The organism is Neisseriaceae bacterium, assembly GCA_016864895.1.
In the GTDB taxonomy this organism is placed as follows: Bacteria; Pseudomonadota; Gammaproteobacteria; order Burkholderiales; family Neisseriaceae; genus QFNR01.
In genome coordinates this window covers 491,552-508,057 of sequence record CP046107.1, presented here as the reverse complement: position 1 = coordinate 508,057, position 16,506 = coordinate 491,552, and the positions used below count along the sequence as shown (strand labels likewise).

At 33.6% G+C, this 16,506-nt stretch carries 15 protein-coding genes; 14 read left to right on the top strand and 1 reads right to left on the bottom strand.

The genetic code is table 11. The annotated features are described in order from the left end of the window. The first annotated feature begins 125 nt into the window (after positions 1-125). Entirely contained in the window at positions 126-1,310 is a 1,185-nt protein-coding gene (coaBC, locus tag GKC53_02115) for a bifunctional phosphopantothenoylcysteine decarboxylase/phosphopantothenate--cysteine ligase CoaBC (protein QRN40952.1), read from the top strand. Here coaBC and GKC53_02110 read toward each other — a convergent pair. Then, positions 1,307-1,531 carry a DUF465 domain-containing protein gene (locus tag GKC53_02110; protein ID QRN40951.1) on the bottom strand — a complete coding sequence of 75 codons (225 nt, stop codon included), beginning with the start codon at positions 1,529-1,531 and terminating at the stop codon, positions 1,307-1,309. The two genes, coaBC and GKC53_02110, sit on opposite strands and share 4 nt — an antisense overlap. Positions 1,532-1,717: 186 nt before the next feature. Between GKC53_02110 and GKC53_02105 the strand changes: the two genes are divergently transcribed. The 13 genes from GKC53_02105 to hfq all read left to right on the top strand — a co-directional run bounded on the left by GKC53_02105 (position 1,718) and on the right by hfq (position 16,061). Then, a complete protein-coding gene (locus GKC53_02105) occupies positions 1,718-2,443 on the top strand; it encodes an NADPH-dependent oxidoreductase (GenBank protein QRN40950.1) in 726 nt (241 codons plus the stop codon). Between the two features lie 98 nt (positions 2,444-2,541). Then, positions 2,542-3,270, top strand: coding sequence for a YebC/PmpR family DNA-binding transcriptional regulator (locus tag GKC53_02100; protein ID QRN40949.1), 729 nt, complete (start codon positions 2,542-2,544; stop codon positions 3,268-3,270). 76 nt (positions 3,271-3,346) lie between these two features. Then, positions 3,347-5,401, top strand: a complete 2,055-nt coding sequence (locus GKC53_02095) for a hypothetical protein (GenBank protein QRN40948.1) — start codon at positions 3,347-3,349, stop codon at positions 5,399-5,401. A gap of 407 nt (positions 5,402-5,808) precedes the next feature. Next, positions 5,809-7,515: a proline--tRNA ligase gene (locus GKC53_02090; protein ID QRN40947.1), complete on the top strand. Its 1,707-nt coding sequence runs from the start codon at positions 5,809-5,811 to the stop codon at positions 7,513-7,515. A gap of 15 nt (positions 7,516-7,530) precedes the next feature. Beyond that, a complete protein-coding gene (zapE, locus tag GKC53_02085; protein ID QRN40946.1) occupies positions 7,531-8,661 on the top strand; it encodes a cell division protein ZapE in 1,131 nt (376 codons plus the stop codon). Between the two features lie 71 nt (positions 8,662-8,732). Then, entirely contained in the window at positions 8,733-9,158 is a 426-nt protein-coding gene (locus GKC53_02080; GenBank protein ID QRN40945.1) for a nucleoside-diphosphate kinase, read from the top strand. Between the two features lie 25 nt (positions 9,159-9,183). Then, on the top strand, positions 9,184-10,284 hold the full coding sequence (gene rlmN / locus GKC53_02075; GenBank protein ID QRN40944.1) for a 23S rRNA (adenine(2503)-C(2))-methyltransferase RlmN: 1,101 nt from the start codon (positions 9,184-9,186) through the stop codon (positions 10,282-10,284). Then, on the top strand, positions 10,281-11,033 hold the full coding sequence (gene pilW / locus GKC53_02070; protein QRN40943.1) for a type IV pilus biogenesis/stability protein PilW: 753 nt from the start codon (positions 10,281-10,283) through the stop codon (positions 11,031-11,033). The genes rlmN and pilW overlap by 4 nt, the downstream gene beginning before the upstream one ends. 24 nt (positions 11,034-11,057) lie before the next feature. Further along, positions 11,058-12,320, top strand: coding sequence for a flavodoxin-dependent (E)-4-hydroxy-3-methylbut-2-enyl-diphosphate synthase (ispG, locus tag GKC53_02065; protein QRN40942.1), 1,263 nt, complete (start codon positions 11,058-11,060; stop codon positions 12,318-12,320). Then, a complete protein-coding gene (hisS, locus tag GKC53_02060) occupies positions 12,314-13,582 on the top strand; it encodes a histidine--tRNA ligase (GenBank protein QRN40941.1) in 1,269 nt (422 codons plus the stop codon). Before ispG ends, hisS begins: the two co-directional genes overlap by 7 nt. A gap of 3 nt (positions 13,583-13,585) precedes the next feature. Beyond that, complete coding sequence (locus GKC53_02055) at positions 13,586-14,248, top strand: tetratricopeptide repeat protein (protein ID QRN40940.1); 663 nt, start codon at positions 13,586-13,588, stop codon at positions 14,246-14,248. After that, a complete protein-coding gene (gene der, locus GKC53_02050; protein ID QRN40939.1) occupies positions 14,249-15,685 on the top strand; it encodes a ribosome biogenesis GTPase Der in 1,437 nt (478 codons plus the stop codon). Positions 15,686-15,776: 91 nt separating this feature from the next. After that, complete coding sequence (gene hfq / locus GKC53_02045) at positions 15,777-16,061, top strand: RNA chaperone Hfq (protein QRN40938.1); 285 nt, start codon at positions 15,777-15,779, stop codon at positions 16,059-16,061. Positions 16,062-16,506: the final 445 nt, after the last annotated feature.

Sequence of the window (16,506 nt, the reverse complement as noted above, 5' to 3'; positions counted from 1 at the left end):
TACCGCATTAGACAGGAATATCAATGTAAGAGGGCATTTTGCCTCAATATAAAGATAACTTAAAAATCGAAAAATATCTTAATAATTGATACTTTAATATTTTTGGGATTGGTATGAATACCTCTATGAAGAAACATATTCTTTTAGGTGTAACCGGAGGCATTGCGACGTATAAAAGCTGCTATTTAATTCGATTACTCAAGAAGGCAGGTCACGAAGTTACTGTGGTCTTAAGTGGAGAGGCAAGTGAGTTTATTTCTGCACAGACATTTCAGGCGTTATCAGGAAATCCGGTTTTAGTTGAAAAGGGTGATTATGCACTCAAAGGGGGGATGGCACATATCGACTTAACACGTAATGCAGATTTGTTTGTGATCGCACCAGCAACTGCTAATACTATTGCAAAAATAGCTAATGGCATCGCAGATAACCTTTTAACTGAAATGGTATTAGCACGTAGTATACCGCTATTAGTCGCACCAGCAATGAATGTTATGATGTGGAACAATCCTGCAAACTTAAGAAATATTAATATCTTAAAACAAGATGGTATTATTCTATTGGGGCCTGATTTTGGTTCTCAAGCGTGTGGAGAAGTGGGTGAAGGCAGAATGTTGGAACCTGAAGTGATAGTAGATATGATTAATGGCCAATTTATACAACCATTACTTAAAGGTAAAAAGGTTTTAATTACAGCTGGTGGAACACAAGAGATGATTGATCCTGTGCGTTGTTTAACCAATATATCCAGTGGGAAGATGGGTATTGAATTAGCTAGAGCATGTCGAAATGCAGGGGCAGAGGTTATTTTAGTTTATGCTGAGATATCTGTCCCTCTACCTTATGGGTTAAAAAAAACCATTTATACTCAAGGTGCAAGAGATATGTATAACAAAGTACACGAGAATGTGAATGATCAAGATGTTTTTATTTCTGTAGCTGCTGTTGCTGATTATTGTCCTAAAAATACATCTTCTCAAAAAATTAAAAAAAATAGCCAAACGGATCATAATTTAATGATAGAACTGGAGGAGAATCCGGACATTTTGGCTTCAGTTGCAGCTTTAAACGATGAACCTTTTTGTGTTGGTTTTGCGGCAGAAAGTGAGCATTTGCTTGAATACGCAGATGAAAAAAGGAAACGCAAGGGAATCCCTCTAATTATTGCCAACAGGGTAGACGAGAGTTTAAGTAAAGATGTCAGTACGGTCTATTTAATTGGTAATAAAGGCACTATTAACATAAGAGATAAACCAAAGGAAGTGATTGCTCAAGAGATTGTCAAAGTAGTAGCCGAATATCTAAATTAAAACTTCTTTCCAGATTCTTTGATGAGCATTTCATAGATTTCGTCTTTTAACTGTAATTTTTGCCTTTTTAGATCATCAATTTCATCCAACCCACTCGTGACAGGATCTTTTTCAAGGTTAGAAATCTTGTCGTCGAGTTCATTATGTTCTTTAAATAATCTTGCAAAATGGGCGTTTTGCACCTTTAATTTTGAAATCAAATCTCTGTATTCATGGAACATATTTCATCCTTTTAAAAGTTAATTTATAATTTAAAAATAAGCAAGTTACTCCGATTTTGATTATAATTTGAGTTTTTTAAACATTCAACTATTCATTATATATTTGGGGCTATTTTAAAATAATTTATTGATTTTATATGAAAATTTCATTTTTATTTTTTGATTTTTTTTTAAGAAAGTTAGTGTATGAATGACACAATTCGTTTATTAAAATCACATCGTACCTATCGAGATTTTGATAATAATTTTAAAATTTCGGATGGTGATGTACAAATAATTATTGAATGTGCTAAACAAGCACCCTCATGGATGAATGGGCAACATTATTCAATAATAGAAGTGACGGGTGATTTAAAACAAAGAATAGTCACAGTGTTACCAGAACAAAAGCAAATTGCAAGTTGTTCTAGGTTTTTTATATTTATTGTAGATTTTTATAGGATGTCTCTTGCCTCTGAGTTAAATGATGTAGAATTTGATCCTGACGATAATATTGAGAACTTACTGATATCAAGTATAGATTTAGGACTTAGTGCTCAAAATGCGGCTATAGCTGCTGAGAGTTTAGGGTATGGGACTTGTTTTTTGGGTTCAATTCGATTGATAGCTAAGGAGCTTATTGATTGGTTAGGATTGCCTGAATATACTTTTCCAATTATCGGTTTATGTATAGGTAAACCGAATATTGATATGAAGATTAAACCCAGATTACCGATGAGTGGATTATTTTTTAAGAATCAGTACGAAACTAAAACATTAAAAAAAGATTTATTAGATTACCAACAAACAATGGTTGAATTTGCAGAAGTAAGAGAAACGTTACTTTGGACTGAGAAGTTTACTCAGTTTTATCAAAAAATTTATGCACCTAATAACTTAAATTTGATGCAAAACCAAAAATTATTAAAGTAAAATTAGTTAGTTAAATTTTTTTGTGCTTAACTCGTTGTTATAATTAAGCACATTAAGTTATTTATCATTCATGATGAGAAAGTAAAGAGGATTTATCTATGGCAGGTCATAGTAAATGGGCAAATATTAAACATAAAAAAGAACGTCAAGATGCCAAGAAAGGTAAAATTTTTACCAAAGTGATTAAAGAGATTATGATTGCAGCTAAAGAAAGTGGCGCCGATATGGCTGCAAACCCGAGACTGCGCTTAGCAGTTGAGAAAGCAATTGAAGTCAATATGCCTAAAGATAATATTCAGCGAGCTATTGATAAGGGTAGTGGTAATTTAGAAGGTGTGGAATATATTGAATTGCGTTATGAGGGCTATGGTATCGGTGGTGCGGCAATCATGGTGGATTGCTTGACTGATAATAAAACAAGAACAATTGCTGATGTTCGCCATGCTTTTACTAAAAATGGAGGTAATTTAGGAACTGACGGATGTGTGGCTTTTCAATTTAATCACCAAGGTTATTTAATATTCTCCCCTGAAGTAGATGAAGAAGCATTGATAGAGGTTGCTTTGGAGTTAGGGGTAGAGGATCTTTTCAATAATGAGGATGGTTCAATAGAAGTTGTGACTAGTCCCAATCATTTTTCTGCTATTAAGAGTACACTTGAGAAAAAAGGATTTAAGGCTGAATATGGTGAAGTGACGATGAGAGCAGATAATGAAGTTGTACTAAGTGGAGAAGATGCACAAAAAATGCAAAAGTTAATAGACGCGTTAGAGGATCTGGATGACGTACAATGTGTCTATACTTCTGCAGTCTTGTCATTAGAATAAATACACTTAAAATTCAGGAAAAGATAGTCATGTTTTTTGTATTTAAGTATTTTTATCCACATAAGGATGATAATAAATGAAAATAAGAAATTTACTTTCTTTTGTTGCCTACATATTTTTGCTAGCTAGTAATTTTGTTTATGCAAGTGATGATGATGTGAAGGTTTGGGATCTGAATCTTTTACGTCATATGAATTTTGGTGGAGGTATAGATGCTATTTTAAATAGTACTGATCCGAGCTTTTATAATAAGTTATACATTTTTGGAGACAGTCTTTCAGATAGTGGTAACTTATTAGGCGTGCGTTTTATTCCTAATCAATGGCCCTTTCCTTTAGGAAAGGGTGTATTTATGTATGGAGAGGCATTATCTATTATTTTTACTCATCGTATTTCATTACCAATACTGCACAATAAATCATTTCCCACTGCAAAAATGGGGAAAGAACCATTTAATGTTAGACAAAGAGTTGATTGGTTTTTGAATTCTAATATTTTTGGCGGAAATGCTCACCCTTATAATCAGAACGAATTATTTATTTTTTGGGCGGGGTTTAATGATGCTAAAGAATTTGTTTTAAAGAATCAATTTAATATTTATAACTATCCTAGGCCTGATTTCAGTCATGACATAAAGCTTTATGTAGATGGTGTCAAGAAGATTAGTGATCTTGATGGTGATATTATCCTAATGAATGTTCCTGATACACTGGTTTTTCCAGGTGGGAGATTGTCTGCACGTTCGGGGTTGATTCCAACTTTTTTGCGTGTAATTTCTAAATTTGCCCATTTGGATTTTAATAACAATACTAGTTCAACTTATCTTGACATGATACATGATGGTACAGGTATAGAAGGATTGGAACAAGTTATTGCTAGAGATTTGAAAAATTTTAAGGAAATGTATTGGTTTATAAATCCTGAGTTAATAGATCACTATGCAGCAGCATATTATAAAATGCAGTTGGACACCGTGGATAACATTAATGAACAGCTGTATAAAGAACTACAAACCGTTCAAAAAGAAAATATTATTTATGCTGATATTAGGAAATTTATAAGAGAATTAATGGCTGATCCCGATTATGTTGGTATTGATAATATACAAAGTCCGGAATGTGGTCCCTATTCATCCTCTAATGCATGTAAAACCAACCCAGCTGATACAGCTTATAATTATTTGTTTGGCGATGATTTTAGTTTAAGTTTTAAGGGACAGAAAGAAATATTTTCCTACTTATCGATGATGATAGCTACCCCATTCGTTTTAGCAGGTATTTATAACAGTTTCTTAAGTGCCAATATTGAAATGAATACTGATATTATAAATGGTTTTGCTATTAAATTTGGGAATATGGACACTAAACCAAGTATGACCTTACTGTACAACCGTCAATGGGAGTATGGTAACAAATTTGAGTATGGTTATAATCTTGGATTTAGGGCGATGAATTATCGAGTACCTTTTACCAATATGTGGTCAGCGACAAGCTATTGGGCACCTTATATTATTTATAACTTTAATGAAAACATTGCGTTAGGCTTAGAAAATCAGACTTCAGTTAGTTATTATGAACTTCGTAGAGAAGTATCATTGGATGGTCGAGAGAGTATGAGTATTAAAGATCGTTATGAAAAAGCCAGTATGGGAGGTGCTAAGATTCTGTTTGCGGGTATTGCACGCTATCAATATGAAAATGACTATGTTTGGTTGGTTGCGAGAGGTTTATTGGGGCCGGGCTATATGCTCAATCAGCGCTATGAGGATCGAAACAATACCAGTACATCTGTTTCGTTTGATCCAAATAATTTACTTTATTTACATGGAGAAGTGAAACTGAATTTGGAGTTTAAAAAATTTCCCACAGAAAAATTAAATTTTGGTATAGAAGGATCTGGTCATTATAATCAAGCGTTGGCAGATTTGGAGTTGACCGGAAATACCAAAAGAGCGCCAGTTAAATTTAACAGGAAAATAAGTCTGATTACTAATTATGAAGGTGAATGGGCTGTTTATTTTAAATATAAAAAAAATAAAAGAAGCGCACTTAAGTATGGTTATCAGGGTAGAAATTATAACTATATAATTCGTAATGGTGTCTTTGTAAATTTCCAATATAAATTCGATTAGGTTGATTTTGATTTAGTTTAATTGATAAGGAAATTAATGAAAAATCTTATATTTTTCTTTATAAAATAATAAGTTAAAATATTTACACATATTCTGTGGATAACTTTGTGAAAAACTTGTTACTTTACAAAAAAATCCCTGATAAATCATAGGTTAGTGTTGGTTTGTTCATATTTCTACCATTTATTTTATTTTACGAATATTCAACAATTTATAAATAAAGATATCTACAAGTTAGTGTTTTTTCTCGATTGAAATAGCATTTTTTTATTTTATAATCATTAAGTGGATAATAATAGAATATTTTTTTAGTGACGTTTGGGTTGCAGGATTACAATTTGATGTATTTTTTGAGTAAAATAACTTGTAGTATTGTAAAATGAAGCGATTTTATAAAAGGATGGTTTATGAGGTCTTCTAATTATTATATTTCTACTTTAAAGGAAGTGCCAAGTGAGGCAGAACTACCGAGTCATCGTCTCATGCTAAAAGCAGGCTTGATAAGAAAAATATCTTCAGGATTATATAGTTGGATGCCTATTGGTTTAAAAGTACTACATAAGGTAGAGGCGATCGTTCGAGAAGAGATGAACAAGGCAGGAGCACTTGAATTGCTAATGCCTGGTATACAACCTTCTGAGTTATGGCAAGAGTCTGGTCGTTGGGAGCATTATGGCAAAGAGTTATTGCGGATTGAAGACCGGCATAATAAATCTTTTTGTTATGGGCCAACGCATGAAGAAGTAATGACAGAGATTATTAGAAATGAAATCAGTAGCTATAGACAGCTACCTGTTAATTTTTATCAGATACAGACTAAATTTAGAGATGAAATCAGGCCTAGATTTGGGGTGATGAGATCCCGAGAATTTATTATGAAGGATGCATATTCTTTTCATGAGAGTAAAGAATCCCTCAGAGAAACGTATCTTAAAATGTATGTAGCATATAATGATATATTTTCCCGATTGGGTTTAAAGTTTAGGGCAGTGGTAGCTGATAATGGGAGTATTGGAGGGTCAAGTTCACATGAATTCCAAGTGTTAGCAGAAAATGGTGAAGACGTTATTGTATATAGTACAGAGTCTGATTATGTGGCCAATATTGAATTGGCGCCTAGTATAAGAGTGGATGGAATACGACAACCACCCCAAATGTCATTGAATAAAGTGCATACACCTAATATTAAAACAATTAAGGAATTAGTTAATTTTTTATCAGTTGATATTCAAAGAACTATTCAAACAATTGTGGTAGAGGGAGAAAATGATGAATTAATTTTGTTACTCTTGAGAGGAGATAATGAACTAAACGAAGTTAAAGCAGGGAAGTTAGAAGGCGTAAAAAAACCTTTAACTTTTGTAAATGAAGAAGTGATTAAAAAAGTTTTTTTAACTACTAAAAATCCTTTAGATCCTATCGAGTTTAAAGGTAAGGTTTATGCTGATTTTGCACTTGAATTAGGTAATGATTGGATTATTCGATCTGATGAGAACAATTATCACTACGTAGGATTTAACTTTATGCGTGATATAGCAGAGCCAGAGTTCGTTGATATTCGTAATGTGGTTGAGGGGGATATCTCACCAGATGGTAAAGGTGTTTTAAAATTAGCTAAAGGAATAGAGGTTGGACATATTTTTGAATTAGGTAATAAGTATTCTAAATCAATGCAAGCCACTTTTATAGATAACAAGGGTAAAGTTCAATTTTTAGAGATGGGGTGCTATGGTATAGGTATTACCCGCATTGTTGCAGCTGCAATTGAGCAGAATTATGATGAAAAAGGGATTATTTGGACCGGAGCTATGGCGCCATTTACTGTTATTATTGTTCCACTTAATTATCATAAGAATGAATCAGTTAAAAATATTAGTGATAAATTATATGTGCAGTTACTGGATAATCAGGTTGAGGTTCTTTTAGATGATAGAAATGAAAGATCAGGTGTACTTTTAAATGATTCGGAGTTATTAGGTATTCCACATAGAATCACAGTTGGAGAACGTGGGTTAAAAGAAGGTATTGTGGAGTATTGGAGCAGAAGTCACCAAGAAATCATCAGAATTCGGTTGGATGAAATAGTTGATTATATTTTGAATCAATTAGATTAATTAGAATAGGTATGTATGTCAGAAAATCGTAGTTTTATTGTGCCTTCTTATGTCAATAAAAGCCCGTTGACTTGGTATCGAGAGGCAAGTAAACAAGATAGTTTTATTGTAGATCAGGTACAAGAGAATGCAATTATAGAATTGGATCGACTTTGGCATGCGATATTAGACTATAGAAAAAAAACCAGTTCTACTTTTAAGAAAATAATTTTTTCTACCCCTGCGCCAAATGGTATTTATATGTGGGGAGGAGTAGGAAGAGGGAAAAGCTTTTTAATGGATGCTTTTTATAATTGCTTACCTTTTACACAAAAGCGTAGGGTTCATTTTCATGCATTTATGTCTGAGGTCGAGCAAAAAATGTATGAATTAAAAGATCAAAATGATCCCTTAGTTGAATTTTCCAAACGGTTGGCGAAAGAGATTCAAGTACTTTGTTTTGATGAGTTTCATGTTAGTGATATTGCACATGCAATGATTTTAGGACGATTATTGCAAACTGTATTAGATAAAAATCTAGTTATCGTTGCAACATCGAATTACAAACCTGATAATTTATATTATCAAGGTCAAAACAGATATAGTTTTTTGCCTACCATAGATTTAATTAATACAAAATTTAAAGTAATCAATGTGGATGCAGGAGAAGATTATCGCTTAAGAACACTAACACAAGCAGGAGTATTCTTACAACCAGATAGTGAGGAAAATGAAATAAGACTTGCTGCTATTTTTGAACGTTTAAATACAGAGAAAGAAAAGCTAGATAATGAAATTCAAATATTAGGCAGAACTCTTATCGCAAAAAAAAGAACACTCACTAGTATATGGTTTGATTTTAAGGAACTTTGTTTTGGATTAAGATCACAACAAGATTATTTAAAAATTGCACAAGAGTATTATTATGTATTTATTTCAGGCGTCAAAAAGTTAGATGAGACGCATAAGGATGTAGCAAGGCGACTAACCTGGTTAATTGATATTCTCTATGATTACCGGGTGAAAGTTTGTATGACTTCACAGGTCGATATAAATAGTATTTATGAAGAGGGTGATTTTTCAGAAGAGTTTCAACGTACAGCAAGTCGTATGACTGAGATGCAATCCGAGGAATATTTAAGACTACCACATTTAATATTGAAGTGATAAGATCATCCGGATTTATTCAATGGTACTACTATTAATTTTTTTTAATTTATCTCAAGGGGGAGGTTTACATGGCAATTGAGCGAACATTATCTATTATTAAACCAGATGCAGTTGCTAAAAATGTGATTGGTCAGATCTATGCACGATTTGAAGAAAAGGGGTTAAGACTTGTAGCAATGAAGATGAAGCATCTGACAATAAGGGAAGCTGAGGGTTTTTATGCGGTTCATAAAGACAGGCCTTTTTTCAACAATTTGGTTCAATTTATGGCAAGTGGCCCTGTTGTAATACAAGTTTTAGAGGGTGAAAACGCGATAGCATCTAACCGTCAAATCATGGGAGCAACCAATCCAGAACAGGCAGATGCAGGAACAATTAGAAGAGATTTTGCTGATTCGATTGATGCCAATGCCGTGCATGGTTCAGATAGTCTTGAAAATGCAAAAATTGAAATTGCTTACTTTTTTGCAGAGACAGAAATTTATTCTCGTTAAGTGATTCTATATACTTGAGTGAATTATGCCCACTATTAATTTAATGAATTATAATCTGAATGAATTATCACATTATTTAGTCTGCTGGGGTCAAAAGCCCTTTAGAGCCAAGCAACTTATGCGTTGGATTCATAAAAATAATGTTTTTGATTTCGATGAAATGACAGATATTGCAAAGTCTTTTAGGGAAGATTTAAGAGAAAGAGCTGTTATTGAAGTTCCTAATATGTTGGTAGAAAAAAAATCATTGGATGGTACAATTAAGTGGTTATTGGGCGTAGATAACGCTAATGCAATAGAAAGTGTTTATATCCCAGAGCCAGATCGAAGTACACTTTGTGTTTCTTCACAAATTGGTTGTGCTTTAGATTGTGCTTTTTGTGCAACGGGCAAGCAGGGGTTTAATAGAAATTTGTCTACTGCTGAAATTATTGGGCAATTATGGTGGGCTAATTATCGAATCGGACAAGACAAAAAAGATAGTTCTCGGATTATTTCGAATGTTGTAATGATGGGGATGGGAGAACCACTAGCTAATTTTAAGAATGTTGTTTCTGCTTTGCAAATTATGTTAGATGATCATGCCTATGGTTTATCTAGAAGAAGGGTGACTGTGTCTACTTCTGGATTGTTACCACAAATGGAAAAATTAGCAAAAGAATGTCCAGTTTCTTTAGCAGTTTCTTTGCATGCATCTAATAATGAGATTAGAGATAAAATAGTTCCTATTAATAGAAAGTATCCATTACAGGATTTAATGAAAACCTGTGGTCGATATTTAGAACATGCGCCCAGAGATTTTATTACATTTGAGTATATTATGTTGGATGGTGTCAATGATCAAAAGAAACACGCTTATGAACTTATTAATTTAGTTAAAGGGATTTCATGTAAATTTAATTTAATTCCCTTTAATCCATTTCTCAATTCAGGATTTAATCGTTCTAAAAATGAAAATATTCATATTTTTAGAGAAATTTTACAAAATAAAGGTTTTGTTACGACAGTAAGAAAAGTTCGCGGAGATGATATTGATGCTGCGTGTGGACAGTTAGCAGGGAAGGTAAAAGATAAAACATCTCGGAGTAAACAGTGGGAAATTAGATCAATAGGGGAGGTGTTGTGAAGCGATTAAAATTATTTGTTCTGATTGGTTTATTTTGTATTATGGTTGGTTGTGTTACGAACACAGCAATAGATCCAGAAGAAAAAAAGCGAAATTTTGCGGCACTTAAAACCCAATTAGCAGTTGAATTTGTTAATGTAAAAGACTATCGTAATGCAGTTAGTGTTATCAATGAGGCGATCGATATATATCCTTCATATGATTATGCTTGGATGGTTAAGGGGATTGTTTATCAATATATGAAAGATTACTCTACTGCCAGAAGTGCCTATTTAAAAGCATTATCAATTAATTCGGCCAATGCTGAAATTAATAATAATTATGGCTGGTTTATATGTAATGAGTTAAATGATCCTAGTCAATCATTGACCTATTTTGATAAGGCCTTAATGGATCTGACTTATCCGACACCAGAGTTAGCTTACATGAATAAAGGAATTTGTTTGGCTAAAGTTGGGCAATATTCGCAAGCAGAAGATTATCTTAATAAATCTATTACATCTAACCCTGGTTTTCCATATTCTACATTTGAATTAAGTCGTTTAAAGTACAAGCAGGGTAATTATCTAAGAGCTAAGCAATATTTTGATGTTTATAAGAACTCTGTTTCTGTATTACGTCCACAGGATTTAGAACTTGGGTATAATATTGCAAGTCATTTAGGGAATATTCATGAGCAAAATAAATATCTTGATGAGTTACGTATCCGGTATCCTTACTCAGAAGAGACACTGAGATTATCACGTTAGGATAATTAAGGAGTATAAGATTATATGAGACGTCAGACTTTACAAGTAAATGTAGGTTTGGTGATGATTGGTTCAGACTACCCAATTGTTGTTCAGTCTATGACTAATACTGATACAGCAGATTTAAACTCAACAGTTAAACAAATTATGGAATTAGCAGATGCTGGTTCAGAATTGGTACGTATCACTGTCAATTCACCAGAAGCTGCTAGTCAAGTAGCTAATATTAGAGAAAAATTAGATGCTAAAGGGTATAAAGTTCCTTTAGTGGGTGATTTTCATTTTAACGGTGAGCGGTTACTTAAGAATTTTCCTGAATGTGCTATGGCTCTGGCTAAATACAGAATTAATCCGGGAAATGTTGGGAAGGGTGCTCATGGGATTGAGAAATTTGCTTTTATGATAGAAAAAGCAATTGAGCATAAAAAAGCGGTTAGAATTGGTGTTAATTGGGGAAGTTTAGATCAGCAACTAGCAAGTCGATTAATAGATGAGAATAATGCGTTGAATAAACCATTAAGCAATGCGTCAGTCATTCGGAAAGCTTTGGTTGCCTCAGCTTTGCAGTCAGCGCAAAAAGCGATTGATATAGGTTTGGCTGAAGATAAGATTATTCTTTCTTGTAAAGTGAGTAATGTTCAAGAATTAATAGAAGTTTATCAGGATTTAGCTAACTGCTGTAATTTTCCGTTACATCTGGGGTTAACCGAAGCTGGTATGGGAAGTAAAGGAATTGTTGCTTCTAGTGCTGCATTGGCCATTTTGTTACAGCAAGGCATAGGAGATACAATTCGAATTTCTTTAACACCCGAACCTAATGAATCAAGAACAAATGAAGTAATTGTGGCTCAAGAGTTATTGCAGTCAATGGGGTTAAGAAGTTTTATGCCTTTAGTAACAGCCTGTCCGGGTTGTGGTAGAACGACAAGTATTTTTTTTCAAAAGATGGCGATGGAGATTCAAGATTATTTAAGAAATCAAATGCCCAGCTGGAAGACTCGTTATCCGGGAGTAGAAGATATGAAAGTAGCTGTAATGGGTTGTGTGGTTAATGGACCTGGGGAAAGCAAAATGGCTAATATAGGTATTAGTTTGCCTGGTACTGGTGAGGTTCCTGTTGCGCCTGTCTATGTGGATGGAAAAAAGACGGTAACATTAAAAGGTAATGAAATGGTTGCTGACTTTATTGGTATTGTAGAAAATTATGTACAATCTCATTATGCGGTTACAGTCGCTGAAAATCAAAAAAATCAAAAAAAAATCTTTGATATAAAAGTAGAATCATGAGCAAATATAAACTATTAACTGGTATGCAAGACTTTTTACCAGAGGATACTAAAAATTGGCAGTATATAGAAAATATATTTTATGAGTGGGTTGATTCATATGCTTATGAATCGATTAGAACACCTATTTTAGAAGCAAAACAACTATTTGTACGTTCTGTTGGGGAAACGACGGATGTTATTGGTAAAGAAATGTATACTTTTCAAGATATTTCATCAGAGGAGATTGCATTACGCCCAGAAGGAACTGTATCTACACTTAGGGCAGTGATTGAGCATAATTATTTGTATTCGGGTCCCAAAAAATTATGGTATTACGGACCTATGTTTAGACGAGAAAGACCTCAAAAAGGTAGATATCGTCAATTTCATCAATTTGGTGTAGAAGCCCTAGGTTTTTCTGGGGTTGATATTGATGCTGAAATCATTTTAATGAGTTTTGATTTATGGAAACGTTTAGGTTTGGAGAGTAATGTTCAGCTGGAAATTAACACCTTAGGTAATGGTGAAGAACGTCGAAACTATAGGCAGTATTTAGTTAAATATTTAGAAAAGCATAAACATTTATTGGATGAAGATAGTTTACGTCGTTTAGACTCCAATCCGTTGAGAATCCTAGATACTAAAAATCCAGAATTACAAGAAATATGTAACCAGGCACCACGTTTAGTCGATTTTATTGGCGAAGAGTCAAAATTATTTTATGACAGTTTAAAAATGATATTAACTGAGTTAGAGATTCCATTTCATGAAAACCATCGGTTAGTAAGAGGATTAGATTATTATAATCATACTGTATTCGAATGGACAACTAAGCAATTAGGTAGTCAAGGTACTGTTTGTGCTGGTGGTCGTTATAATGGGCTAATTCAAGAGTTAGGTGGAAGTGATGTAAGTGGCATAGGCTTTGCTATAGGTATGGAGCGAATTATTTTATTAATGCGAACCTTGGGTTGTTTTGATTTTAAAAATGAAATAGATTTTTATGTGGTTTCTCAGAACGAAAAATGCCTTATAAAAGCAATGAAATATGCTACAATTCTGCGATCTCACCATTATTCGGTTTATACTTATTTAGGTGAACAGAAAATAGGAACCCAATTCAAGAAAGCAAATTCTTCAGGTGCTAGGTATGCGATGGTGATTGGTGAGTCAGAGCTGGAGCATAATACAATTACTTTTAAAGATTTAAGATCAGGTAAAGGGCAAAGAACAATCGAATCAGAAAACATGATATGTTTTTTACAAGAATGGGTGAAATAAATTATGGCATTAGATTTACAGCAACAAGAAGAACTGGAAGAAGTAAAAAGAATTTGGCACGGTTGGTTGAAATGGATTGTATTATTTTTGTTTGTAGTGGCTGGTTTGTATTTAGGTAAAACTGCTTGGGATAATTATCAGAAGAATAAGGATGAAGAAGCAACTGATTTATTAGTTCAATTCCAAAATCTTATAGCACAAAATCAACGAGCAGAGGCAATGAGTATTTTAAAAACCCTCCAAGAAGATTACTCGAATACAATACCTGCAACTATTGCAACCTCTGCTATAGGTACTATCTCTTTTTATAGTAACCAGTTTGAAGATGCTTCGCGTCACTTTCAGTGGATATATGATCACCAACAGGATAAGTTATTGAAATCAATGACTATTACTGATTTAGTTAAAATAAAAATGCAACAGAAGAAGTTTGATGAAGCCTTGGCTTTATTAGAAGAAAAAACAGAGGCAGGGTTACAATTTTTATTTGAAGATTTAAAAGGAGACATTTATATGGCTAAAGGTGAGGAAGAATCAGCTAAAAGAGCTTATGATAAGGCAATTTCTTTATTACCTGAGCCAAATGAAGTGATTATGAAAGAAGATATTGCTCAGGTGCGAGCTCAGATTGAAGCAAAAAAAATAATTCAGATACCTAAAATTTAAATGAAACCGACTCTTGTACTTGTAGGTCGTCCTAATGTTGGGAAATCTACCTTATTTAATCGTTTGACTAGAACTAAAGATGCTCTGGTAGGAGATGAGCCTGGTTTGACTAGAGATAGGCATTATGGTCGTGGCAGAGTTGGAGAGAAATCTTATATTGTAGTTGATACAGGGGGATTTGAACCTGTTGTAGATACGGGGATATTGTATGAGATGGCTAAGCAAACGATCCAAGCTATTGATGAGGCGGATGTCATTTTATTCTTGGTAGATGCACGTACTGGGCTAACAGCACAGGATAAAATCATTGCTCAATTTTTGCGACAAAAAAACAGACATATTTATTTATTGATTAATAAAGCAGAAGGATTTGATCGAACTGTTGTTAAAAGTGAGTTTTATGAATTAGGGTTGGGTGAACCTAGTGTTATTTCTGCTAGCCATGGGGATGGTGTTAAAGAATTAATTGATGATATATTGTCGCCATTTTCTCATGAGCAAGATGATGATTTTAGTCATAGCCCACGATTTGCAGTGATTGGTCGCCCCAATGTTGGTAAGTCTACTTTGGTGAATACCATTCTTGGTGAGGATAGAGTAATTGCTTTTGATAAGGCAGGAACTACTAGAGATTCCATATTTATCGATTTTGAAAAGAATGGACAAGCTTATACTGTGATTGATACAGCAGGTGTAAGAAAAAAGGGGAAGATTAATGAAACGATTGAAAAATTTTGTGTGATTAAGGCTTTTAAAGCTATAGAGTACAGTAATGTTGTTATTTTAGTTTTAGATGCTAGTCAAGATATAGCAGATCAAGATGCAACTTTAGCAGGTTTTGTAGCAGAGTCAGGGAGAGCTTGTGTCATTGTAGTTAATAAGTGGGATTTGCTAGATAGGCAAAGAAAAGAACAGATAAAAAAAGATTTAACTAGGAAACTATATTTTTTAGATTATGCCTCTGTACATTATATCTCAGCTTTACAGGGCACAGGAGTTGAGTTAATCTTGAAGTCTGTATTAACAGCGTATCACTCAGCATTTACTAAATTATCCACACCTAAAATTATACGGGTACTACAAGGAGCTATTGAAAAGCAAGCCCCTCCTCAATTGTCTGGGTTTCGACCTAAAATGCGTTATGCCCATCAAGGTGGGAGTAATCCACCAGTTGTGGTTATTCATGGAAATTCTCTGAATAAGGTACCCGATAGTTATACTCGTTACTTAGCAAAAAATTTTACAAAGGCTTTTGAATTAAAGGGCACACCATTAAAAATTAAATATGTATCAAATGAAAATCCTTTTAGTGATAAAGAGATATCTAGAGCATCTAGACCTTTGCGTCGGGTGATGATGAGTAATCGTATAGCTAAGCAGGAAGAAAAAAAATTATTGAAAAAGAAAAAGTGTAAGGTATCAATTAAAAGAAGATAAAATCGGGCGTTTAAACGTTGATATAATATCAAAATATGGTAGTATAGCTTCAAACATTAATAATAATAATAATATTAGTGAGGTGATTTTTATGGTGAGTAGAGGACAATTATTACAAGATCCTTTTCTAAATGCATTGAGAAGGGAGCATGTTCCTGTATCAATTTATTTGATTAATGGGATTAAGTTACAGGGACAAGTTGAGTCTTTTGACCAATATGTAGTTTTATTGAGGAATTCAACTGTGGTACAGATGGTTTATAAGCATGCTATTTCTACTATCGTTCCGGCACGATCAGTGAGCATAACCTTACAAGATTCTAATGGTTCAACTGTGACAACAACAGTTAGTAATTCTGAGGATATGGAGGGTTGATGATCTTCTATTTGATGTAATTTACCTTCATGAAACCTCTGTTAACATTAGCAAAAACTATGCTGTTGTGTGTGTAGAAGGTTTTCAGGTAAAAACATGTCTACTTCTGCAAAGAGTGATATTACTTGTCATTGTAAAAGAGTTAAGTAAAAATCAGGATTAAATCGTTCTGCTCTAGATAAATCGTGGTATGAATTTAGAAGGCAACAGACTACAGACTCGATTATTAAGGAGGCTATTTATATAGTTAGAGCGATAAAAACGTATTAAGGGGAGAGAGAAAATGTGCTTGGTAGCTTGTGAAGTGAATGATGCTATTATAGCACAGTCATCAGCAATAGGAATCTACCAAAGTGAGTTAGCATAATTACTTTACAACTTCTAGACACAGGGGGGGGAACCTCTGATCCTTTGGGATAGGAGGGGATATCTATAGAAAGATAGA